Raw genomic sequence first — 24,096 nt, forward strand, 5'->3', positions numbered from 1 at the left:
GGGGGTTAGACGGGTTAGTCCGCCGGGTCCGAGAAACCATCCGTGGTTGGGGGCGTCGAGTCGTCCGCATTGGGCGCAGGGGGAGCCTCAACGTGTGTCGTCGCTTCACCCCCCACCCGCCGCTCCGCGGCGACCTCCCCCACAAGGGGGGAGGTCAAATCCGTGCCCTCCCCCCTTGTGGGGGAGGGTGGCGAGTCTTCGAGCCGGGTGGGGGGTAGCGCCTCGGCACCGGCAGCAGCCACCTCGCCCGACCCGCCTGCGACCCGCAGCATCACGAGCGTGCAGTCGTCGTTGACCATGTCGTTCGCCCTGCGGAGCGCGTCGAGTTCGTCGCGCCACGCGGTCTCGTCGATCGTCTCGAACCGCGCCCAGTCGGGGCCGTCGGCAGCCGCGGCGCTCCTGAACAGCCTCGCCGCAACCGCGTCGGTCGCCAGGACGAAGCGGTCGCCGGGCTCGCACACCCCCGCGGCGTGGAGCGGAAGCGTCTTGTACCCGGCGTTCGACCGGATCAGCATCGGGGCCGAGCCGAACTGGTCCGCACCGACGACCGGGAACGTGCCGAGGAGTCGGCCGCCGCGGACCCAGAACAGGCACGCGTCGCCGACCGCACTCGCGCGCCACGGGCGCGTTCCGCTCGGGTCGAGGGGGCCGACTTCGAGCGACAGGAACGTCGCGGCCGCACCGGTCTCGTCCACCTTGGCCTTCTTCGACCAGTTCAGCGTGTCGTAGTTGATCGCCGCCCGCCATTCGCCGCGGAGCCCGTGGACCCACTTGTTCAGCGCGACCGGGTCGCGCATCTCGGGGCGGTCCACGATGAACCGCTTCGCGAGCCGGTCGGCCCAGGTGCGGCAGTAGATGCCGCTGCTCGCGCCGTCGGCGACGACGGCCACGCCGGACGCGGGCTCGGTGGCGTAGGCGTCCTCCCACTGCTCGGGGGTGTTGCCCATCTTCTGCGTCCACATGCCGCGGGCGGTCGCCGGGTCGAACCGGTCGGTGTCGCCCCCGACCCAACTCCCGCTCTGCGCCCACTCCAGATCGAACAGCGCGCTCCAGGCGTCCGCAAGCGACCAGTCGTTTAGGGACAGCGCCGCTCGCACCGGCCGGCCCTCGGGTTCGGCCGGGAGGGTCGCGGACACCTCTTCGAGCGCCGCCCACGGCTGAGGCAGCGGCCCCGGTGAGAGGCCGCACAGCACCGGCTCGACGCCCGCCGTCAACCCGACGTGCAGTAATCGCGCCGGCCCGTACCCCGTGGCGAGCAAGCCGAGCGATCGGGCGATCCGCGGGTAGTGCTCGTCCGCGATCGGCCCGTCGGTGACGTGCAGCACGACCGGGGGTCGGGCAGTGTGCCGCCCTGTGAGCCAGAGCGCGACGAGCTTGTGAACTTCGGCGAGCGCGAGGGCGGCCGGGGGGTCGCCCGCGCACTCGGCCCGGTCGGTCCACTTCCGCGGGTCGCCCTCCCGGCCGCGGGGATCGGCGGGCCGCGCCGCCAGTTCGCCCACTGGCACGAAACGCAACGCGGGGCTCCCCGGCGTCAGGAGCGACACGAGGTTCAGCGAGCCGTCGTCCCGCGTGCTGTACCCGAGTACCGCGACATCGAGCGACAGCGCGTAGCCGGCCGCGTGCGTGCTGACGAGCGCCTCGATCAGCTCATCGGCGAGGAACCGTGAAGCGACCGACTTCGGCAGGTCGCGGACCTCGGCTTCGCCGTCGGGCGTGAGCCGGTGCCCGAGCCACACGCGCACGTCCCCGCTCATCGAGGCCGACAGCGGCGCGAGCACGACGAGGCAACCGGGCGGCGCTTCGGGAGTAGGCAGCATCGAGTTCCCAGACAGAGCGAAAGCCAAAGACAGGTGATCCACCGATTACACAGCGGACACAGATTTCCAGACAGAGGACAGAGGAGCGTACCCGCCGGCTTCCGACTGTCCTCTGTCCTCTGGGTTTTAATCTGTGTCCTCTGCGTAATCTGTGGATAAGTCTCTTCACTCTTCCTCACCGCAGGTGCGGGGGGAGGGTGGCGGTGGCGACGACCTGGGTGCCGACGTTGAGGAGCTTGAGCAGGCTCACCGCGTCGGCGTTGAACGCCATCGCCTTGCACCCGAGCGGTGCGGAGATCCCCTTCACCTCGGCCATGTGCCGCAGCTTGTCGGGCAGCGCGCTCGACATGGTGAACAGGTCCTTGGCGTAGTCGTCGGGGAGCATCGCGTCGGTCGCCGGGAGGAACACCGGCTGCGAGTCGCGGCTCGACAGGTGGCAGTTGAACAGCAGCACGCTCCCGTCGGTCGTGGCGAGCCCCTTCAACTCCTCGGCGAACGGCCGCGGGTCGCCGTCCACGGGCTCGCCGTCGGTCAGGTGGATGACCATCGGCGGGAAGCACCCGGGGTGCGCCTCGACCCACCCGCGGGCCACCTGCGTGACGTAGCTGAGCGCGCCGCACATCGGGGTGCCGAACATCTCGGTCACCGCTGGCGGCCGGTACCACACCGGGAACGCGATCTCCTTGATGACCTCCTGGAGCCCGCCGGCCCCGTCGTCGATGAACTCCTTCTTCTGCCGCTTCTCGATCTCCAGCGGGTTGTCGTACAGGTCGGCGATGGAGACGAGGTCGCGGCCCTCGAGCGCGCCGCGGAACAGCGGCCTGACGATGGCGACGCCGTTCTGGTCGGTGGTGTACCCGACGAGGCCGACCTCGAAGTAGTTCCGGGGCTTGTCCTCGCCCTTCTCGCAACTGGTGATGAGTTCGGCGAAGAACCGGTTGATCGCGGTGGCGACCGTGTCGAGCTTCGGCCGCGGGGTGCCGGCGATGCCGTCGAGCATCGAGTTCGACTGGTCCACCAGGAAGACGATGCACCCGGGGTTGGCCCGGTCGATCTGCATCTCGTAGGGCACGGCACGGCTCCTTGAGCGATGGGGGAGGAATGGTTCGCGTTCAGTACGGCTTGTCGCACATCATGCAGTAGCGGGCCCCGGGGCGGCCCGGCGCGACGCGGCCGCAGGTGGGGCACCCGTCGCCGGTGGGCTTCGCGGCCGGCGCGGCGGCGACCGGCGTTGCGGGGGCCGGGGGCTTCGGTGCGGTCGGGATCGCCGGCTTCGGCGGCGCGGCGGCCGGGGCCGGCGGCTTCGCGGCGACCGGAGGCGCCGCGGGGGTCACGAACCCGTCGTCGAGGATCGACGCGACCTTCGGCCGTGCGGGCGGGGGCGGCCCGATCGGCACCGGCATCCCGTCGTCGTAGTCCGGCGCGACCGGCTTTGGCGGCTCCGGGCGCACAGGGGGAGGCGCATCCTGGCGAGCCGGGGGCAATGTCTCTTGGCGAGCGGGGGGCGTAAGCCCCCCGAGTGACTTCGCGGGCTTCGCCGACTCCTGCTTCGCGGCAGGCGCGCCCCCGATTGAGGCAACCGCCCCGCCGGTGTGGACGGTCAGCATCACGGTGCCGGCGGTGCGGGTGTGGCCCTCGGCGACCACCGACTCGGAGCGCGTCGGCACGTCCTCGCAGACCACCTGCCCGTTCCGCACGAAGAACCGCAGAGCCACGTCGGCCGCGCCGCGGGCCCAGACGGTGCAGAGCTGCGCGTTCCCGCCGACCTTCACCGGCTCGGGGCCAAGGTTCACGTTGATCGTCTCGCGCTCGCCGAACCGCACCTCGAGCCACGCCCGCCGGAACGCCGCCTCGACGAGCGCGACCGCCGTTCCGATGCAGAACCCGAGCGCGGCCGCGCCGGTGAGCCGCCCGAGCCAGTCGCCGGCGTTCGACCCGCCGAGGAACGCGGCCGCGCCGAGCAGGCCGCCGATCAGCCCCGCGAGGGCGGCCTTGTTCTGGTCGAGGTTCGGCACGAAGAAGCTCACGCCGAACCCGAGCAGCGTGCCGAGCAGCACCCACCCGACGATCAGTCCGAAGCCGCCGAAGCCGAAGCCGAGCAGGAGCGAGTACAGCGCCTGGCCGACCGACCCCGACACGAGCCCCGCGGCGACCGCACCCGAGACGACGACCGCGATCGGCACGTGCCCCGCGGCGAACGCCGGGCGGCCGAGGTAGCGGTTCTGGCCGACCAGCAGTGCGAGGCACAACCCGACCGCGAGCAGGGCTGTCCACGCGCCGAGGATGATGACGGTCGTGACCGAGAACCGCACCGCCGGGGCCGGCACGGTCAGGTTCGCGTCCGCGGACCCGGTCAGCCCGCCGCCGGTGCCGACGACCTTGATCGCCCGCTTCACTTCCTTCGCGCCGGAGCCCGCCCGCAGCACCAACTCGCCGTCGGTCTTCCCCTCGGGGATGGTGAGCGGGTCGGCGGTCACGCCGTCGGGGAGGTTCTCCGCCGCGACCGCGATCTCGCCGCGGTAGTACAGGCGGCGCACGACCACGGGCACCCTCTGCGTCGCGCCCGGCGGTAGCTCGACCTCGGGGGCGGTGAACAGCTCGATCTTCGGCGACAGCTCGAACTCGCGGACGAGCCGCCGGTTGTTCGAGGTGCCGTTGTCGGCGATCTCGCCCGAGAAGTCCTCGCGGACGCCGCCGCGGAGCACGCTCACCTTGTACGTCGTGGCGTTGGGCTCGCCGGGCCGGCGGCTGTAGTAATTCACCGCGACCGTGTACTTGCCGGCCGGCGCGCCGCCCGCGGGCCAGTAGATGTTCTCGACGGGCTCGCTGGTGACCGGCCGGCCGCGGTCGCCGTTCGCGTCCACGTCGAGTTCGCCGCCGGACGCGCACCGCGGCTGCTTGAAGAACACCTCCGCGCCGGTGGGGTCGACGCAGTGCAGGTCGAGGTCGTTGCGGTTGAACCAGATGAGCGAGATCTGCACGTCGCCGGTCTTGGCCCGCTCGCGGTCGAGGCGGTCCTTGAACTCGCTCGACGGGGGCGGGGTGTCGGCGGCCGGGGCCGACGGCCGCGAGATGAGCGTGGGGGCCGCGCCCGCACCGGGGTCGGCGGCGGCGCGGGCCGCGAGCAGGTACACCTCGCCGACGGCCCAGCCCGCGAGGCACCCGGCGGCCCCGAACAGCCCGAACAGGAGTACCTTCTTCCACGCCGCGAGGGTCATGTCGGCCTCGAACTCACTTCGCGTCGAACAGGGCCGGGGCCTTGGCCATCGCGGCCGAGAGCGCCGCCAGCCGCGTCCAGATCTTCGCGTTCTCCCGGGTCCACGGCGACGCCGGCTCCGGTGCGGCCGGGTCGCGCACCAGCTCGGCCCCGGGCAGGGTGTCGAGTTGCTCGCGCCGCCTCTGTTGTACCCCGGCGTCCGGGCCTTCGCACTTCTTTTTCAGTTCTTCCACGGCCGCGGGGGTCCACGCCGTCACCGCCGCCCGCGCCGCGGTGAAGTCCCGGGCGACGAGGCTCGCCGGGGTCGGCTTGAGCGCGTCGCGGCCCCCGAACCCGCCCGGCCAGGTCACCTGATCGAAGTCGCGGTGCAGCGTGGCGAAGTTGAACTCGTTGAGCCGCCCGGGGTGGTCAGAGAGCGGCTGCGTCTTCGCGTCCGAGGCGTACACGACCTTCACGTTGACCCGCGGCGTCTCCTTGTCGCGGACCAGTACGCTCGCGTCGAGCCGGGCGGCGCGCGGGACGAACGCCTCGCAGTATTGCTGCACCTTCCTGCGGATCAACTCGCGGGCGTCGGCCGACTGCGTCTTGTCGAACTGCGCCCGCACCTTCGGGAGCCAGTCGGCGGCCTTGCCCGGGTCGGTGAGCAGTTCGGGGTCGGCGAGCAGCGCGAGGAGTTGTTCGCGGGCGGCCCACTCGTCGCCGCGGCGGGCGAGTGCGGCCGCGGCCTTCGCGAGCCGCTCGGGGAGCGGGCGCTTCGTCCCGGCGACCTTCGCGACCTCGGCGTCGAGCAACCGCACGTGTTCGCGGACCGCGGCCGGCGCGCCGAGCGCCCGCTCGACGGTCTTGTTCACCTTCGGGTCGGGGAGCGGCAGCGGCAGCGCGAGCACGTCGTCGAACGGGCGCTGCGCCGCGGCCTCCAGCGCTTCGAGCACCTTCACCCGGGCCTCGACCTGCCAGAGCGCGGCCCGCGAGCCGTCGGCGAACGGCGACGCGGTGCGGTACGCGGCGACGAGGTCCTCGAACGCCTTCATCGCGCCCGCAGCGGCCGGCCCGTCGGTCGCGGCCAGCGGGGCCTTCAGCCACGCCTCGACGGCCCCCTCGGCCGTCACGAGCTTCGCCCGCCCGGCCTGCCACTCGGCGTACCGCTCCTTGAGCTTGCCGGTGTACGCCGGCCGCTCCGCGCCCGAGAGGAACTTCTCCAGGTCGGTGAGGTCCGCGGCGCGAGCGGCGGCGGCGCGGGCGAGCGCGAGGCAGTCGGCGTCCTCGATCTTTTCCTCGGGGCCGGGGGCGCGGACCTGGAGCGCCGCGACGCTCGTCTGCCGCACGTCGCGCGCCCACTTCTCGGCCCGCACCCGCGCCTCGGCCTGCTTCTTCTCGTCGGGCGCGCCCTTCTCGATGGGTGCGGAGGGCGCGGCGAGTTCGGCGCGCACGCCGGCCTGCACGGCCCAAAGGGCGTACAGGGCGAACGGCACCGCGAGCGCCACCGGGACCGCACTGCTCCGCGACATTCCTGAACCCTCGGGCCGCTACTTGTCCTTGTCCTTGGTCTTGGTGTCCTTCGGCTTGGTCTTGGGCGGGCTCTCCTTGCTCGGGACCACGATGACGGGCGTGTCCTGCTCGACCGGCTTGGGCGCGTTCTTCTTGATGGCCGCGACGACCGCCGCGCCCACGACGGCGAGGCCGACCAGCCCGACCGCGACCCACAGGTACCCGGGGACGCCGGCCTCGCGCCGCCGGGCCGGGCCGATCTTCCGCCCGCCCCGCGCCTTCTGCGTCGCCTCCGACTCGAACCCCACGCTCGCCGCCGGCTTGGGCGGCGGGTCTTCGGCGTCGAGGAACGACGTGTTCTGCGCGTGCGCCGCCGCGACCGTCTCGCCGATGTACGCGACCGCCGCGGGGTGCAGTACGATCCGCGGCGCCTCGGCGAGCAGGTTGGCGTGCCAGTGCGCCGGGACGAACTCGCGGAGGAGGTACGTCTGGAACGCGCCGCGGGTGAAGTCCGGGCAACTCATCGACAGCGCGACCCACGCGGCGACCGCGTTGCGGGCCGACGGGTACTCGTGCCCGACCGGGAAGCACGACTTGAACGCGGCCGCGAACGGCCGGAGCGGGAGCGGGCTCGCGTTCAGGTCGATCGCCGCGAAGTTGAACCGCAGGTAGAACCCGCGGAGGCCGTCGACCGGGTCGATGCCGAACACCTGGTACGCTTCGAGGAGCTGGCCGGGCTCGAGCGCCTCGGCGGCCGCCGGGGCGGCGAGCAAGCCCAGGAGCGTGTCGGCCGCCCGGAGCTTGCGCAGGCCTGCCGCGGGGACCACGTCCCGCACCAGCACCCCCGCCGCGCCGAGCGCCTGCCGGGCCTTCGTGAGCTGCGCGTAGATGACCCGCTCCCACTCGTCGCCGGCGACCAGCGCCGGGGTGAGCAGGTTCACGTACCCGTCCCACACCGGGACCGCGGCCGGGTGCGCCTTCATGCCGCCGAGCAGCTTCGCGAGGTTGTCGGCCTTGAGCAGGAACCCGCGCCACTCGGGCGTCTGCTCGCCGTAGATGTCGAGGTCGGCGAGCAGCTTCACCCAGTCGCCCGGGTCGATCACGTCGGCCCCGGCGTCAATGAGTCGGCTGAGGAAGTTCGCGCTCTCGGGGCGGTACGGCTTCAGGAAGTCGTACAGGAACCCGGGCATCGTCGAGACGTAGTCCTTGGCGTGCTTCAGGTACGCCGCGAGGACCGGCCGCGACGCGGCGGCGAGGTGGTGTCGGACTCGCTCGCGCATCGCCGGGCGGTACGCCTTCGTGGTGTCGAGCAGCCAGTTCTTCTCGTCCGGTCCCATGACCGCGAAGCACGTGTACCCCTGCCACTCGGGGGCCACCTTCGCGCCGAGCAGTTCGTCGAGTTCGTCGAGCCCGGCGGGGGCGAGGAGGTGGTGGTCGGGCCACGCGCCGGACTCGGCGCAGACCGCCCGCACGCGGTCCCGGGCCGGGAGCGGCAGGGTCGGCAGGTACCGGTCGAGGTTCTTCTGCCCGCGGTCGGCCTGCTCCTGGAACTGCTTCGCGTCGGCCGCCTCGCGGACCACCGCCCAGCGCCGGTCCCACCCGTCGAAGTCGCCCTTCACCAGTGCCTCGCACGCCTCGCGGCGGAACACCTTGAGCCGCTCGGGGTCGGCGATCCAGTCCTTGAACTCGGCCCGTAGCGCCGCGTCCGCGAGCACCGCGTCCTTCAGGAACTCCCAGACCTTCTCCTCGCGCTGCTTCAGAACGGCGGCCCCGCGGCGGTCGGCTTTGAGCGCGATCAGGTCGGCCCCGGTGAGCCCGCCGCGGGTGATCCGCGACGTGGCCCGCGCCAGCGCGACCGTGCCGGGCACCTTCTCGACCGCCGCCGGGTCGCTGCCGACCAGCCGGTGGACGTCGTCGAGCAGGTCCCACTCGCCGGCGGCCGCCAGGTCGATGAGGTCCGCGACCCCCGGCGGGATCGGCGTCCCCTCGACCAGTTCGGGCGACGACTTCTCGGGGTGGATCGCGTCGAGCCCGAACCCGCGGGCGGTGACGAGGTCCGGGTCGAGCCCCTTGCCCGGTGCGGCGAGGTACGTGCCGATCACGGTGGCCTGGACGTAGTCGCGGAGCCCGCGGTGCGCCGGCTCGAACGTCGAGAACGTGAGGTCGGCGGCGAGCGCCGGCGGCAGCACACGGGCCGCGGCGTACAGGAGCATCGCAACGAGGCCCGGCTCGGCGTGAACGAACAGCCGGTCGCGCTCGCCCCCCGCGGCCCGCTCCTTTGCGAGCAGGAGGACCGCCTTCAGGAACCGGGCGACGAGCGCGCGGCGGCCGGCCGGGTCGGCCCGGAACCGCGTCGGGCACACGACGGTCGCGAGGTCCGACGCCCCGCCGACGGACCGGCCCAGGAACGCCGCGAGTGTGGCCCGCGACACCTTGGTGCCGACCGGCAGCGGGCACTTCCCCAGCTCCTTCGGCGCGCCCTGCGGGTACTCCTTGGCCCAGCCGTCGGCGTCCCACGACTCGAGAACGCTCGCGGCGTCCGCGGTCGCCGGCAGGCCGAGGAGGTGCGTGAAGTACGAGCGGTCGCGGTTCATGGTGTCCTTGTCGAGGTACACCGAGTGCGCGACCCAGACGCCGCCGGCCGGATTCTTCGTGCGGGCCAGCCGCCGCGGGGTCTGGGGCTTGGCCGGCTTGTCGCGCCACAGCTCCAGCGGGATCTCGTAGGGCGGGTACTCGAGGGCGCGCGTGAGCACCTCCGGGGCGTCGGCCGACGCCGCCCGGACGCTGTACCCCGGCGAGTTCGTGACGCTGTCCGCGGTCGTGCAGTGCGTCACGTAGAACTGGTCGCCGACCGCCGCGTGCCCTGCTGCTGACACCGTATGCCCCCTGCACCTGGCGAGCGGGGAACGTGAGTCCCCCGGTGGAATCTCGAACCGCTTACCAAGGTAACCACAGGCCCGGCGAGCGGGGGACGTGAGTGCCCCGGTAAATCTCCACGCTACTCTGCAGTTACACCGGGGGACTCACGTCCCCCGCTCGCCAGGAGGAGTTCGGTCCACTCGGGTCCCAGATACTCCTGCAACGGCTCCGCGTTCAACCGCACGACGAGCGGCCTCTCTTGATCGCGAACGTACCGGACCGCGGCGAAAACGGCCTTGTGGTCCGGTAACTTTCGCGTCGAACCGCCCTCGCTCCACCAGGTGCCCGATGGCGGCCTCCCCCAGCCCGCGGTCAATGGTCGGCTCGCGTACCCCTTGAACGACTGGAGCAACTTCGACGGCTGCGGGTCGCCCGGTACACCGACGACCAAGTGAACGTGGTTCGCCATCACGGCGCACGCGAGTAACCGCCACCCGCGGTACGCAGCCGTTTCGGAGAACTGTGGTGGGACGGCTGTCGCCTGCTCCGGACTGAGCCAAATCGGCGGTCCCTTGAGGTTGTCTTCTGAGAACCGCCGTAACCCCGGGAGGTCGGACGCGCACTCGGTCGAGGGTTGGTTGAGCCGGTACTTGTCGCCGAACTCGTCTCGCAGGTCGGTCACGAATCCCCGTGCGTCCCCGGGAAGCCAGGTGCCGTAGGTCGTCCAGGTGATCAGCCAGAAGCGGTCCACCGGTCGCTCCTCGCTCGTCTTGGCGAGCGGGGGACGTGAGTCCCCCGGTTGGATCTCGAACCACGTTCTGATGTAACCACAGGCCCGGCGAGCGGGGGACGTGAGCCCCCCGGTTGAATCGCAAATCGCGCTGGAGATCCTACCGGGGGACTCACGTCCCCCGCTCGCCAAAGCAAAGTCACACCGCCGCCGGCCCCAGGTGCAGCGGGGGGCCGTGGACCGTCGCCCAGCCGAGTTCGACCACGGCCCACACGGTGACGTACACCTCTTTCGCGCCGAGCGGCGGGGCCAGGCGCTTGCCGCCGCCCTCGGCCGTGTGGTCCCGCGGGAGGCACGTCAGCAGCATGTACTGCTCGGCCTGGGCCGGCTCGGCGAGGTGCCGGGCGCGGTCCACCGCGACGAGGCAGTGCGACACCAGCCCGTGCCCGGCCCACGCCCAGTACGCGACCACCGCCACCGACTTCCCGGCAGGCACCACTTTAATCGGCGGGCGGCCGGGAACCAGTCTCGCGTCCGATTTCAGCTTCGCCGCCACCAGTTGGGCGACGGCGGCGCGGTCCGAGTTCCGGAAAGCGGCGTGGTTCTCGCGGACGAACTTCAGGTCGTCCCCGGTGAACGCCGGGTCGCCCGCGCCGAGCCGCTTCTGGAGCCCGGCGACGCGGTTCGCCTTGCCGAGCAGCTCGTCGAGTTCGGCCCTCCGCTCCCGCAGCGGGCGGTACCCCTCCAACTGCGGGCCGTGCTTCTCGAACAGGTCGCGGAGCTTGAACATGTCGCGGTCGTCGAGCGCCTTCGCGATCGCGGCGGCCGCCTGCGACCGCGCCTTGGCGAGCGTGAGCCGCTCGCGGAGTTCCTCGGTGTCGCGGCGGCCCTGGAGCAGCTCCTTGTTCGCGAGCCACACGGCGAGCCACTTGCGGTCCTGCTTGTCGGGCCGGTCGTACTTCGCGTCGATCTCAGCGAACTCGTTGAGGATCTTGCGGCGGCGACCGGCGGCGGCGGCCTCGGCGGCGAGGCGCGTGTCGATCTTGTCGAGCCGCGCGAGCAGGTCCAGGTTCGTCGCCCGCAGCGCGTCCACCGCGGCCGCGATCGCCCGGTCCGACGGGTTCTTCTCCTCGGCGGCGGCCTTGAGCGCGGCCAGCACCTCGACCGACTTCGCCCCGAGCCGGACGCGGTCGGCGAACGGGTGGTCGTACCCGGTGAGCGGCTTCGCGGCCTCGACCACGGCCAGTTCCGACCCGGCGCCGTTCTCCGCGGCCTCGACCGCGGCGCGGAGCTTCGCGAACGTGGCGAGCCGGTCCCGGGCCACCTTGACGCGGGTGACGTAGACGTCGCCCTCCCGGCACCCCGCGAGCGCCGAGCCGTCGCCCCACGCTTCGGCGAGCAGCGTGTCGTTCTTGTACGACACAACCGACGGCACCGCGGCCAGCGCCGCGAGAACCGGCGCGCGCTTCTGTGCGGCCTCGCCCCGCGCCTGGTGCTCGGGGGTGATTTCCGGGTGCGGGCCGGCCGCCACGACCTTCGCCCACGCCGCCGCGAGCGCCCTCTCGGTGCCGCGGGCGTTGAACAGCTTGATGAACTCGTCCGCGGCGGCGATGCGTGCCGACCAGCGCGTCGCCTCGGTCTGGTAGCGGTCGGCCTCGGGGAGCCCGGCGACGAGCGCGCCCAGGTCGGTCCACAGCTTCACGAGTGAGCGGCCGTCGCCTGGCACCGCGACCGCCGCCTTCAATCTATCCAGTGCCTCGACCTGCGAAGCGGCCGCCTCGGCGTCGGCGATCAGCTTGCGGTCGGCCCAGCCCTCGAGCAGCGGCTTCTGGAACGCGGCCCGCACCGCCCGCGGGTCGCGCGCGTTGAGCGCCCGCAGCACCGCCTCGCGGCAGTTGACGCGCTTGACGGCGTCCGCGGCGACCGGGCGGATCCAGTCGGGGACCGCCTTACCGCTGCGGGTCAGCGCGTCGGTCTCGGTGGCGATCGCGGGGTAGTCGAGCTTCGCGGCCTTGCACAACTCGTCGAGCCTTCCGACGGGGTCGGCCGCGGAGGCGAGTTCGGGCGGGAGCGTCTTGCCGGCCTTCGTGAGCCGCGCGGTCTCGGCGGCGATCCCGGCCCAGTCGCGGGGCAGCGTGGCGACGAGCTTCCGCAGCGCCGCGAACGGGTCGAGCGAGAACGCCGGGATCTGCCGGAACGGCTTGTCGAGCGACTCGCGGAGCGCCTTCGACCAGTCGCGGACCTCGGGGTCGCGGCTGCGGACGAGTTCCTGCCACAACGCCGAGCCCGCGGGTGCGGTCATGTCGGTCGGCACGAACAGCAGGTTCTCGTTCTCGGTCTTCGTGACGAACCGGTGGTACAGCCCCGGGTCGGCGACGACCGCCCGCAGCGCGACGAGGACGACCCACGCGGCGAAGTGGTCGAGCTGGCCGGAGAGCTTCTCGGCGGGGCGGGCCGGGTGCTGGTACGCGGGCTTGCCGAACTCGAGTTGCTCCAGCGGCTTCTTGGGGTCGGCGAGCGCCGGCACGCACATCCCGTCGTAGTCCACGAGCACCGGGGTCTGCCCGACGACCATGACGTTGTCGTGCTGGAGGTCGCCGTGCGCGATCTGCGCCGCCTGGATCTCGAGCACGAGCTGCACCCAGGCGTCGGCCATCTTCTTGACGGCGTCGGTGTTGGGCTTCTTCTGCTCCATCGCCTCGCGGACCCACTCGCCGAGCGACTTGCCCTTCACCCACTCCATGGTGAGCGTCGGGTACCACGCCTTGCCGATGCGGATGCCCTCGGGGTGGTACTCGAACCCGACGAGCGCGGCCGGCTTCTTGGGGCCGAGCTTCTTGAGGTAGTCCGAAACCGCCTGGTACCGGGCGGCGCGGTCCTCGTTGGGGAAGTTGAACAGCTTGAGCGCGACGGCCCTCGTGCCGCGGGTCATCTTGTACACGCTGGCGAACGCGCCGCTGCGGGCGCGCGGCACCCCCATCGGGCTCTTCTCGGCCGCACTCGCCTTCAGGTCCGGGTCGCGGAACGCGGTGTCCGGGTTCTGGAGGGCGTCCTTGTAGTCGGATTGTGTGGGCCAGGTCGGCATCAGGGGTGGCGATTGGGGATGGAAGATTGGAAGGTGGAAATCAGGGCCGTGCTCATGCTTTGGGGCGCTCGCCGCGTGTCGCCTGTGCGGCGAGTTGGCGATTGAAGTAGTTCAGATACCCGTTCAGCCGCGGACCGAGTTCGTCGGTGATTCGCTTCAACCGCTCGGAGTCCTCCGGGGCGATCAGATTTCGACCGAGACCTCGCTTGAGCCAACAGAGCGTTTCGTTGAGCGAGCCGCGGGCGATGTGAACGAAGCGCTTGTTATCGGCATACGATCCGCGCCCGTACCCCTCGGCCAGATTTGCCCCGATACTGTCGGCGGCTCGGACCAGTTGTCTCCCGATCGTGTCTCGCGCAAAGAGCGGCCAGAGCATCACGAGATTCCACACGTCGCCGGCGAGGGCGTCGGCGAGCCGGTACACCTCCAGCGTCTCAAACGACGGCTGTCCCATCGCCCGCCCTCCGCTCATTGTCTTCCCAGTCTCAACCCCCAACTGCCGATTCCCAATCTCCAATCTCCAACCCCCAATCACCCGAAGACAGAGTACCCGTGCATGTGCAGGAGCCACACCACCGGCTCGCTCACCCCGAACGGCGCGATGTTCCGCTTCGAGAGGTCCTTCACGCCGAGTTCGTGCTCCACGAGGCTCACCGACGAGAGCGGGAAGAACAGGAGCTGCGTCCCGAAGTAGCCCTCGATCACGCGGCGCACGTCCAGGCCGGGGAACATGAGCGGGAGCATCTGCTCGACCAGTTCGCTGCGCTCGCGGAGCACGGCGAGCGTGACCTCCCGCGGCGGCGGGTTCAGGTGCTCGAGCATCTGGTGGATGTACTGCACCGACTGGCCGCCGATCGGGTTGTCGGAGATGAGCAGATCGAACTTCGGCACGCACACCGCGACCGGCACCGGGATCGGCTCGCCCACCGGCACGCCGCGCTCCTTCCGCATGTGCGCCAGGAACGAGTCGAGCATCGCGAGCTGCTGGTCGATGGTCACGTTCGCGGCGTCGCCGTAGAGCTGCGTCGGGTCCAGGAACAGCATGAACCCGTCCATGCGGACGGCCGTGGCCTTCAGCATGTTGACGTCCACGTCGGGGTTGATGAGTTCCCCCGAGTAGTCGAACAGGTTCACGATCGCGGCGCTGCCGCCGAGCGGGTCCGCGTCCCTGACGTGGAGCAGGATCGGGTCCGGCAGCACGAGGTCGGTCGCGCCGGCGACCCCGCGGCGGTGCAGCACCTCGTCGGTGAGCTGCTCGAACCGGCGGTCCGCGTCGCTCCCGGTCGGGGCCGGCTGCACGGTCGCGACGGTCGGGGCGGTCCGCTTGCGGACGCGGTCGTAGGCCGTAACGAGCATGTGCGTCTTGCCGCTCGACCGCACCCCGACGGTCGGGAAGCACAGCCGCGGCACGGTCAGGTAGCTGCGGCGGATGCGGAGCCCGCACCGGGTGCAGCGCACGTCGCCGTCGTCCTCGTCGTCGGCCCTCGCCTTCCGGGCGCTCGCCTCGACCTTGAGCGTGTCGAGCCGGAAGCACCGCGGGCACGTCTTCGCGGCGAGCGCGATCCGCCGGGCGTGGCTGCGGCGCGCCGACCACAGTGGGGCCGTCGCGAGGCCGAACAGCACGCCCGCCGCGAGCACCCGCAGGCCGGTGCCGGCGCGCGACCACAGCTTCGCCCGCCCGGTGAGCTGGTCGAGCTTCGCGGCCTCCTCGGCCAGCTTCGCTCGCTGTTCGGCGGCGTCCCGCACGAGCCGCTCGCCGAGTTGCGCGTCGACCGCGACCGACCGCAGCCCGGCCCGAAGGTCGGACTCGCCGGTGCGAACGAGCTTGTCGGCGTCCCCACGGGGGGCGGCCACGAGCGCCACCCACGCGGCGCTCGTGGCCTGCCACTTCTGCTCGGCGGCGGTCTCGGCGCTCGCGCCCTTTGATGCGGCGGCATCGCGAGCAGCGGTGAGTTCGGCCTCCTCGCGGGCGGCCCACGGTCGCGCGTCGCTCGCGGCCGGCCCGCCGCACCCAGGGAGTACGACCGCGAGCAGGAGCAGCGCGACCCCGGCCGCCCGGCGCGCCTTGCGGATGTCGAGGCGCTGTTCGGTGCGCCGGACCCTCACCGCGACGACCGCGACGAAGCACGCCGCAACGAGCACCAGCGCGTCGACCGGGTCGGGCCGGAGTGCGGTCGTCGCGCCCGTTTCGAAGTCGAACCCGTGCGCCGCTTCGAGCTTCCCGACAGACTCGCGGAACGCGACCCGCTGCCGGTACGCCTCGGTCCAGTCCTTCAGAGCGTCGGCCTTCCGCGACCGCGCCTTCTCCTCGGCGCGGCCCAGCGCGGCCTGTACCTGTTTGTAATCGGCGTCGAGCGCCGGGCCGAGCGCCGCGAGAATGGCCGCCGGGTCTTGTACGTTGCCGACCGACGCGGCGGGGCTCCGTAGCGCCGCGAGCGCCTTCAGTTCGGTTGTTGCGGCGTCCTCACGGGCGAGGTGCGTGAGCCAGTCGAGCCGCAGCGCGACGAGTTTGTCGGCGGGCGCGGCGTCGGGCTGCGCGTGGGCGGCCGGGGCGATCAGGAGGAGGGCGAGGAGGGAACCGGCGAGCGATCGGGAACGCAGGGGGCGGGCCGGCCGTGAGCAGTCTGGTTCCGCCATGTCGGTGTCGCGCCGGAAGAGGGAGTAACCCCAAGTTAAATGGCGGAACAGTCTTGTGCAAGGGCGCAGCGGCCCGGAACGGGGCGGGGCGTCACCCCCCCGCACGCCGCGCGGTGCGGGCCGCGAACCGCTCGACGGCGCGCTCCTGCTCGGTCGTCTCGATCGACCCGGGGCGCAGGTCGCGGACGCGGTCGATGGCCCGCTGCGGCGGCACCCCCAGTGCGACGTAGTACACCGCCAGCACGGTCCCGGTGCGGCCCAGGCCGGCCTCGCAGTGGACCCCCACGCCCATCCCGGCCGAGTTCGCCTTCTTGATGGTGTCGAGGAGGTAGTCGAGCTGCCGGTCCGACGGGGGCTCCATGTCGGGGACCGGCACGTTCACCACCATCATCCCCGCGTCGTCGACCCAGCTCTTCGGGAGCGGGTCCTCGGTGAGCGACACCAGCACGTCCACCTTGTGCCGGCGGAGCCACGCCAGGTCCGCGGCCGACCCCGGCGCGGCCATCGCGGCCAGGTGCGGTTGATCGACCCACGAGAAGCCGGTTGGGGGCATGGTGACTGGTGGTGAGTGGACAGGGGACAGTGGACAGACAGAACGCACGGTTCGCGCAGGCCACCGGACCAATCGTCTGACATTCCCCGTTATACTGGTCCGACCGAGTGGTTCCCCTCTCTTCTGACTTCCTACCCCCCCACGGCCCACTCACCACTACTTGAGCGGCTTCTGCCCGGCGGCCGCGCGGACGCGGTTCGCCTCCTGCCACACCTTCGGGTCGGTCTGGAGGAAATCGATCAGGTTGCCGGTCGAGACGCCGAGCAGCGCCGCGGCGTCGGCGACCCGGGCCTCGCACGCGGCGAGCACGTCGAGCACCACGCCGGCCGCGAACCAGAACTGCGGGTTCTTCGGCGACAGGTGGAGCCGGCCGTCGGGGCCGCGGGCGGCGGCGTAGTCCGGGAGCGCGGCGACCGCCCCGGACGTGCGGACCGCCTCGGGGAGCGGATCGCGGAGGTGGAGGAACAGCGCCCGCCACAGCCGCTTCAGGGCGATCGCCTTGTTCTCGTGCTGCGACCGGCTGTCCTCGGCGATGACGACGAGCCCCGTCGGGGCGTGCCGCAGCCGCACGGCCGAGCTGGTCTTGTTCCGCTTCTGCCCGCCGGGGCCGCTGGCGCGGTAGGTGTCCACCTCGCACTGCGCGAGGAGCTGGTCCTCGGTGAGGCGGGACCACGTCTCGCGCGGCGGGTGGGGAGCATCGGGTGCGGGGGGTGGCATGGGTGCGTGACTGCTCCGAGCGGCGCGACCGTTGGATGGGTTCGGTCCGAGCCCGAGCGCCGAGCGAGGGTTCACTTCACGCACGCCCCTCGCTCGGCGCTCGGGCTCGGAGCAGAACCGCACTCTGCGACCGTGGCGACCGGGACCCCCGGTGTGGTTTCACAGCAGCGCCCGGATGAGCCAGCTCAGCCACATGCCGATGCCGACGCCCCACAGCCCGGCGATCCACCCGTACATGCGGGCGGTGCGGCGGTACCGGTCGCGGATCGTGGCGATCTGGTGCTCCAGCTCGTCGAGCCGCACCCGGAGCGCCGCGGCCTCCTCGGCCCGCTCGCGGTCCGCGGCCATGAGCTGGTCGAGCTGCGCTTCGAGGCGGACCATCTCGGTCCGCAGGTTGCGGATCAGCGGGTCGTCGTTGTCGCCCGAGTCGAACGGGACGTCGTCTTCTTCGCGGGGGTCCATCTGTGCAACCCAGGTGAATGCGGGGTGCGGAACCGAAAGCAGGAAACCGAGCCGGGCGGCGGTTCCGCACCCGGCGGTCTGCACGCCGCGTGCCGGTCAGCCGCCGATCGCGTGCATGGTGCGATCGGGCTTCACGAACGCGGCGGTGTTGAAGTCGTGCCCGGCCCACTTCGCCCACACGCTCCGGCGGATCAGCTCGGCGAGTGCGGGGCCGGCGGCGGGGTCGCCGGAGCGGAGCAGCGCCTTCGCGTCGGTCTCGTCGAGGGCGAACAGGCAGTTGCGGACCTTGCCGTCGGCGGTGAGCCGCAGCCGGTTGCAGTCGGAGCAGAACGGGCGGGTGACGGACGCGATCACGCCGACCCGCCCGCCGCCGTCAGAGTATTCGTAGTCCACGGCCGGCGCGGCGGGGTCCGATTTTATCGGAATCAGGCCGCGGACCTCGCGGGCGATGAGGCCCAGGATCTCGGCCGCGGGGAACACCTTGTCCCGCTCCCACGCCTCGGCCCCGATCGGCATGTACTCGATGAACCGCACCTCGAACCCGTTGGCGCGGCAGTACCGGGCGAGCGGGATCACGTCGTGCTCGGCGAACCCGCGGACCGCGACAGCGTTCACCTTGATCGGCCCGAACCCGGCCCGCTTCGCCGCATCGAGGCCGGCGAGGACGCGGTCGAGCCCGTCGCGGCGGCTCAGTTCGCGGAACCGGCCGGGGTCGAGCGTGTCGAGCGACACGTTCAACCGGCGGAGCCCGGCGGCGAACAGTTCTTCGGCCCGGTCCGCGAGGAGCAGCCCGTTCGTGGTCAGCCCGACGTCGGCGATTCCCGCGATCGGGACGATCATCCGCACGAGCTTGTGCAGGTCCTTCCGCATCAGCGGCTCGCCGCCGGTGAGCCGGACCTTGGTGACGCCGAGCCCGGCCGCGACCGCGACGAACCGGGCGATCTCCTCGAACGAGAGCAGCTCCGAGCGGTCGAGGAACGTCACGTCCTCGGGCATGCAGTACGTGCAGCGGAGGTTGCACCGGTCGGTGACCGACACCCGCAGGTTGTTGTGCCGGCGGCCGAAACTATCGACCAGCCCGCTTGGGAGCCGGGGGTCGGGGGTCGGGGATCGGGGGTCGGGTGCCAGTGCGAGGGGGATGCGGTTGGTCACTGCTGGCCCCCGTCCGAACACCCAGGCCGGCCGACTCCTGCGTCCCGACTCCCGACCCCCGATTGATGCACCCACTCGCCGGTGCCGTCCGGGGCGTTCTCCTTCTTCCAAATGGGGACGAGTTCCTTGAGCGTGTCGACGGCGAACCGCAGCGCGTCGAACGCCCCGGCCCGGTGCGGACTGCTGACGGCCACCGCGACGCTCACCTCGCCGACCGCGAGCCGCCCGAGGCGGTGGACCATCGCGACGTGCGCGACCGGCCACCGCTCGCGGACCCGGGCCTCGATCTCGGCGAGCTTCTTCTCGGCCATCGGGCCGTAGGCGTCGTAGTCGAGGCACACGGTGACCTGCGAGCCGGTGACGTCGCGGACGGTGCCGAGGAACGTGGCAACGGCCCCGCAGTGCGGGTCGCGGACCGACTCGGTCAGGGCGTGGAAGTCGATGGGTTCGCGGGTGAGCCGGACCATAATCCCCAGTATACGCTCACCCCCCGCTCACGGGGGGAATGATCGCGACCTCGTCGCCGGGTCCGAGGGCGCGGCCGTCCTCGGCGAAGTCGTGGTTCACGGCGACCGCGGACCGCGCGAGCAGCGACGCCAGGCCCGGCACCTGCCTCACGAGCGCGGCACGCATGTGCGCGACCGTCGCGCCGGGCGCGAGTTCGACGCCGACCGCGTCGGTCCCGGCGTGATCGCGTGCGGCGGCGAAGAGCAGGACACGAATGGTCATACCCGCACCTGATCGAGTTGGGTTAGGGGTGCCTCGCGTCTGTGGTTTTCAGCCCCGGAGGGGCGACCGACGGTAGCCAGGGGTGCAGCGAGTCTTCGAGCAAACCCCTGGTCCAGAAGCATGCGCCTCGGAACTACCGTCGGCCGCCCTCCGGGGCTCCAGCCGCGCGCCCTCACTCCGTCACCAGTTCGGTGAGCGGCCTGCGGAGCCGGGCCTCGATCTCGGGCATCAGCCCGTAGGCCAGCGCGAGGTACTCGACCGGGTGCAGGGTCCGCTTCCCGGTGCCGTCCTGGAGCTGGATCCGGCACGAGCTGCACTCGGTCGAGCCGAAGATCAGCCCGGGGCGGTTCAGTTCCGCGAACACCGGCGCGCCCGCGGCCAGCGACGCCTCGCGGTTCGCGGCCATCAGCCCCCACTGGCCGGCCATCCCCGAGCACCCCACGTCGATCGTCCGCACCCGGAGCCCGGGGATCAGCGACAGCAGCCCCGGCCCCGCCGGCGTGCCCCGCAGCGCCTTGACGTGGCACGGGACGTGGTGCCCGAGCGTCAGGTCGAGCGGCCGGAAGTCGGTGCGGAGCCGGCCGGCGGCGTGCAACTCGGCCAGGTACGCGGTGAGCTCGACCGTGGCGGCGGCGACCGCGGCCGTGTCCGCGTCGTCGAGCAGGTCCGGGTAGTCCTGCGACAGCATCAGCGCCGCGGTCGGCTCGGAGCACACCACGCGGTAGCCCTCCCGCACCAGGTCGGCCAGCGCGCGGACGTTGCGGACCGCGTGCTCGCGGGCCGTCTCCAGGTCGCCAACGGCCAGCGCGCCCATGCCGCACCCGACCTGCCGCGGGGGGACGTACACCTCGACCCCGTTGTGGTGCAGCACCGCGACCGTCGCCTCGGCGATCGCCGGGTCGGTGTACGCGGCGTACACGTCCACGAAGTACGCGACCCGCCCGTTGCGGAACTCGGGCCGCGGCCCGGTCCCGCGCTTCTTCGAGAGCCCCGCGCCCCGCGCCCGGCGGAAGAAGTTCCGCAGGGTGAACGCGGGGAGCCGGCGGTGCCGCGAGACCCCCAGGAGCTTCTCCAGCACCCACCGCGCGCCGAGCCGCCCGAGGAGCGTGTTCACGACCGGGGCGAAGTTGCTCCCCAGCACCGAGAGCCCCTCCATCCGGGCCTGCGCCCACTCGTTCCACCCGAGCCCGTGCTCGGCGTGCAGCGCCGCCTTCGTCTCGATCATCAGCTTGGGAACGTTGACCCGGGCGTCGCACTCGTCGCGGCACATCTTGCAGTTCACGCACAGCGCCGCGACGGCCCGCACCTCCTCGGGGGCCGCGGCCCCGGGGTCGGCCAGCACCCGGAGCAGGTTCGGCTTGGCCCGGGGCGACGCGGCCTCGTCGCCCGTCGCGCGGAACACCGGGCACATCCGCTTCGCCGGGTTCGCCGTCCGGCAGTCCCCGCACCCGGAGCACTTCGCCACTTCGTGTGCGGGGGAGGAGTCCTTCCACACGAGAAGGGGGATCGGAGATTGGGAATTGGGGGTTGGTGCGGAGCCGAGCGCCTCGCCGCCCGCGATCCCGTTCTTCCCAATCTCCGACTTCCCATTTCCCATCCCCAAGCGGAGCGGCCACGCCTCGCGGCTCGGGTCGGGGCCGACGATCTTCCCCGGGTTCAGCACGTTCTTCGGGTCGAACACCCGCTTCACCTCGCGGAACACGGCGTACACCGGGCCGTACTGCCGCTCGACCCACGGGGTGCGGGCCAGGCCGGTGCCGTGCTGCGTGCTCACCGTGCCGCCCAGTGACAGGGCCAGCGAGTGGATGTCCTCGGCGGCGGGCCACAGCTTGGCGCGGTCGGCCGGGTCGTTCAGGTCGACGAGCGGCCGCGTGTGGACCTGCCCGGTGAGGGCGTGGATCAGGAACGACGCGGTGAGCTCGTGCCGCTTCAGCGCGTCCTGCACGCCCGCGAGGTACGCCGGGAGGCTCTCGACCGGCACCGCCACGTCCTCGACGAACGCGAGCGGCCGCGCGCCGCCGGCCAGCCCGTAGAGCCCGCTCACTGCGGTCCCGCGGAAGTCCCGGATGCGGGCCACGCCCGCGGGGTCGCAGGTCGGTTCGGCCAGCACCCGCAGCAGGTGCCGGTGCCGCAGCGTCTCGACCGCGCCCCACGCCCGCTCGCCCGCCTCGCGCTCGGTGTCGGCCTCGAACGTGACCACCAGTGCCGCGCCCACCGCCGGCGGGACCGGGCCGAACCCGTCCGGCCCGCCCCGCCGCGTGACCGACAGCAACCGCCGGTCGAGCAGGTCGCACGCCACCGGCTCGAAGTGCCGCAGGTCGGTCCCGGCCCGCACCGCCGCGTCGAGGGTCGGGAACCCGACCAGCGCCACGCACGTCCCGCCCGGGAGCGGGACGGTGCGGAGCGTCGCGGCCGTCGTGACCGCCAGCGTCCCCTCGGACCCGACGAGGAGCTTCACGAGGTCCGGGCCGGCGGGCGTCAGGACGTCGTGGAGGACGTACCCGCACCGGTTGAACTTCGTCCGCGGGCGGTGCTGCTCGATCGCGGCACGGTTGGCGGCGAGAAGCTCGGCCGTCGCGGTGCGGATCTGGTCGAGCCGCTCGGAGGCGTTCGCCTTCGGGTCGTCGCCCAAGACCGCGGGCGACCCGTCGTCGAGGACGACGCTCAGACCGGCGACGTGGTCGCGGGTGTACCCGTGGCGGAAGGCGTTCCCGCCGGAGGCGTTCGTGGCGACCATCCCGCCGACGGTGCAGGTCGCGGCGCTCGCCGGGTCCGGCGCGAACCGCCGCCCGTGCCGCGCGAGTTCCGTGTTGAGCGCGTCGCACGTCACCCCGGGCTCGGCGGTCACGCGGTCGCCGGTGACGGCCCCGATCCGCTTGAACTTGACGCTGAGGTCGACCACGACCGCCGGGCCGAGGCTCTCGCCGGCGACGCCGGTGCCGCCCCCGCGGGGAACGACGGGGATGTTGTGCTCGGCACAGTACCGGACGAGGGCGGCGACGTCGTCCGCGTCCTCCGGCACCGCGACCGCGAGCGGCGCGACGTGGAACGGGCTGGCGTCGGTCGCGTACAGCCCGCGGGTGAGGGCGTCGAACGCGAGCGCGCCGCGGAACGCGCCGCGGAGGTCGTCGGTGATTTGTTTGGGGTCGAGCACTGAGTCAGTTTACCGGGTCGCGTTAAACGGTTCGAGTTGAAGGGGCGAGCGCCATCGCGATCGGGCCACGGGGCCGGCCGTGGTCACTCCGCCTCGGTGCCGTGGAACATGCCGAGGTAGCTGTGGTACCGGCGGGGGCTCAGCAGGTTGCGGGCGACGGCCCCCTTCACGGCGCACCCCTTCTCGTGCGTGTGGGTGCAGTCGGGGAACTCGCACAGCGCCACGAACGGCCGGAAGTCCCTGAAGTAGCCCTCAACTTCTTCCGCACGCACGTCCCACAGCGCGAGCTGCCGCACGCCGGGCGTGTCCACCACCCACCCGCCGGTGTCGAGCCTCAGGAGCTGCGCGTAGGTCGTGGTGTGCCGGCCCTTGTTGTTCACCTCGCTGACCGACCGCACCGACAGCGCCAGCCCCGGCTGCACCGCGTTCAGCAGCGACGACTTGCCGACCCCGGACTGGCCCGAGAACACCGTGGACCGCCCGCGGAGCTGCTCGCGGAGCCGGTCGATGCCGGTCCCGGTCTGCGCGCTCGTGAGCAGCACCGGGAGGCCGAGCTGCGCGTACGCGCCGATCATCGGCTGCAACTCGGCCGGGTCCGCGAGGTCGATCTTGTTCAGCAGCAACAGGGGCTTGAGCCCGCCCTTCTCGGCGGCCGCCATGTACCGGTCGATCAGGTGCGGCTTCAGCGTGGGCTGGACCAGCGAGATGACGATCGCGACCTGGTCGACGTTCGCGACGAGCACCTGCTCGCGCCGCCGGCTCGCCCGGGTCAGCTCCCCGTGCCGCGGCTCGACCCGCTCGATCATCCCTTCTGCGGGGGTCGGGGACCGGGGGTCGGGGGTCGGACCGGACGCACCAACCTCCGTCTCGTCCGACGGCTCGGGGACCGCGGGCTCCGGTTCTTCGCCGATCCCCGGTCCCCGACCCGCGACCTCCACCACGGCGGGCCGGAACCACACGACGTCGCCGGTCGTGACGACGTTCCGCTCGTCGGTCGCCAGGGTCTTGAGCAGGCGCCGCACGGCGCAGCGGAAGATGCGGCCGTCGTCGGCCTCGACCACCGACGCGAGCCCGTGGACCCGGAGCACGCGGCCGCGGATCGCGTCGCCGGTGCTGAGCCGGCCGGGCTCGTCCGCGGTGGCGTCCTGGACGACGGTGCGGTGCCGGGAGAGGTCGCCCTTGGCCCGCACCCGCTCGGACGAGTGGCTCTCGTCGGTGCTGGCGGCGTCGGCCTGGTAGTCGCGGGTGAGGTCGTTGCCCCGGGGCGGCTTCGCCCGGTTCTTCCGCATCTCGACCCGGACCTTTTTCTTGTCCTTGCTCATGCTCCTCAGTTTAAGCGGTCCGGGGCGATTTCGCTGCGCCCCTCGGAGTCGATCACGTACTTGGTTTGGTGGCACAGGCCTCTGGCCTGTGCGGGCGAATACGGACCCGAGGCCGCCCGGTTGAGTCGTTCGCCTCACGCGGGCCGCCACGGAGGGCGGCCCCTACAAACCAAA

General features: G+C 72.2%; 17 protein-coding genes. All 17 read right to left on the minus strand.

Going from position 1 to position 24,096, the window contains the following annotated elements; all coding sequences use genetic code 11:
- Positions 1 to 14: 14 nt before the first annotated feature.
- Complete coding sequence (locus ACTIGN_RS16220; RefSeq protein ID WP_439625645.1) at positions 15 to 1,817, minus strand: hypothetical protein; 1,803 nt, start codon at positions 1,815 to 1,817, stop codon at positions 15 to 17.
- Between the two features lie 175 nt (positions 1,818 to 1,992).
- Entirely contained in the window at positions 1,993 to 2,889 is an 897-nt protein-coding gene (locus tag ACTIGN_RS16225) for a vWA domain-containing protein (RefSeq protein ID WP_439625647.1), read from the minus strand.
- A 40-nt stretch (positions 2,890 to 2,929) separates the two neighbouring features.
- Positions 2,930 to 5,035: a YfaP family protein gene (locus ACTIGN_RS16230; protein WP_439625649.1), complete on the minus strand. Its 2,106-nt coding sequence runs from the start codon at positions 5,033 to 5,035 to the stop codon at positions 2,930 to 2,932.
- A gap of 13 nt (positions 5,036 to 5,048) precedes the next feature.
- Positions 5,049 to 6,542, minus strand: coding sequence for a hypothetical protein (locus ACTIGN_RS16235; RefSeq protein WP_439625650.1), 1,494 nt, complete (start codon positions 6,540 to 6,542; stop codon positions 5,049 to 5,051).
- 18 nt (positions 6,543 to 6,560) lie between these two features.
- Positions 6,561 to 9,398, minus strand: a complete 2,838-nt coding sequence (locus ACTIGN_RS16240; RefSeq protein WP_439625652.1) for a hypothetical protein — start codon at positions 9,396 to 9,398, stop codon at positions 6,561 to 6,563.
- Positions 9,399 to 9,520: 122 nt separating this feature from the next.
- A complete protein-coding gene (locus ACTIGN_RS16245; protein ID WP_439625654.1) occupies positions 9,521 to 10,132 on the minus strand; it encodes a transposase in 612 nt (203 codons plus the stop codon).
- Between the two features lie 178 nt (positions 10,133 to 10,310).
- Entirely contained in the window at positions 10,311 to 13,196 is a 2,886-nt protein-coding gene (locus tag ACTIGN_RS16250; protein WP_439625656.1) for a hypothetical protein, read from the minus strand.
- 52 nt (positions 13,197 to 13,248) lie between these two features.
- Positions 13,249 to 13,650 carry a four helix bundle protein gene (locus ACTIGN_RS16255; protein WP_439625658.1) on the minus strand — a complete coding sequence of 134 codons (402 nt, stop codon included), beginning with the start codon at positions 13,648 to 13,650 and terminating at the stop codon, positions 13,249 to 13,251.
- Between the two features lie 77 nt (positions 13,651 to 13,727).
- Positions 13,728 to 15,833: a hypothetical protein gene (locus tag ACTIGN_RS16260; protein ID WP_439625660.1), complete on the minus strand. Its 2,106-nt coding sequence runs from the start codon at positions 15,831 to 15,833 to the stop codon at positions 13,728 to 13,730.
- Positions 15,834 to 15,924: 91 nt separating this feature from the next.
- On the minus strand, positions 15,925 to 16,386 hold the full coding sequence (locus tag ACTIGN_RS16265) for a phosphatase domain-containing protein (protein ID WP_439625662.1): 462 nt from the start codon (positions 16,384 to 16,386) through the stop codon (positions 15,925 to 15,927).
- 156 nt (positions 16,387 to 16,542) lie between these two features.
- Positions 16,543 to 17,103, minus strand: a complete 561-nt coding sequence (locus ACTIGN_RS16270; RefSeq protein WP_439625664.1) for a peptide chain release factor family protein — start codon at positions 17,101 to 17,103, stop codon at positions 16,543 to 16,545.
- A gap of 159 nt (positions 17,104 to 17,262) precedes the next feature.
- Complete coding sequence (locus ACTIGN_RS16275; RefSeq protein WP_439625666.1) at positions 17,263 to 17,565, minus strand: hypothetical protein; 303 nt, start codon at positions 17,563 to 17,565, stop codon at positions 17,263 to 17,265.
- A 96-nt stretch (positions 17,566 to 17,661) separates the two neighbouring features.
- A complete protein-coding gene (gene moaA / locus ACTIGN_RS16280; RefSeq protein WP_439625668.1) occupies positions 17,662 to 18,717 on the minus strand; it encodes a GTP 3',8-cyclase MoaA in 1,056 nt (351 codons plus the stop codon).
- Positions 18,714 to 19,184: a molybdenum cofactor biosynthesis protein MoaE gene (locus ACTIGN_RS16285; RefSeq protein ID WP_439625670.1), complete on the minus strand. Its 471-nt coding sequence runs from the start codon at positions 19,182 to 19,184 to the stop codon at positions 18,714 to 18,716. Before ACTIGN_RS16285 ends, moaA begins: the two co-directional genes overlap by 4 nt.
- 16 nt (positions 19,185 to 19,200) lie before the next feature.
- Positions 19,201 to 19,446, minus strand: coding sequence for a molybdopterin converting factor subunit 1 (moaD, locus tag ACTIGN_RS16290; protein ID WP_439625672.1), 246 nt, complete (start codon positions 19,444 to 19,446; stop codon positions 19,201 to 19,203).
- Positions 19,447 to 19,618: 172 nt separating this feature from the next.
- Positions 19,619 to 22,600 carry an FAD-linked oxidase C-terminal domain-containing protein gene (locus tag ACTIGN_RS16295; protein ID WP_439625674.1) on the minus strand — a complete coding sequence of 994 codons (2,982 nt, stop codon included), beginning with the start codon at positions 22,598 to 22,600 and terminating at the stop codon, positions 19,619 to 19,621.
- 83 nt (positions 22,601 to 22,683) lie between these two features.
- Complete coding sequence (rsgA, locus tag ACTIGN_RS16300; protein WP_439625676.1) at positions 22,684 to 23,922, minus strand: ribosome small subunit-dependent GTPase A; 1,239 nt, start codon at positions 23,920 to 23,922, stop codon at positions 22,684 to 22,686.
- Positions 23,923 to 24,096 lie beyond the last annotated feature (174 nt).

It is taken from the genome of Gemmata sp., assembly GCF_051859125.1.
Taxonomy (GTDB): Bacteria; Planctomycetota; Planctomycetia; order Gemmatales; family Gemmataceae; genus Gemmata.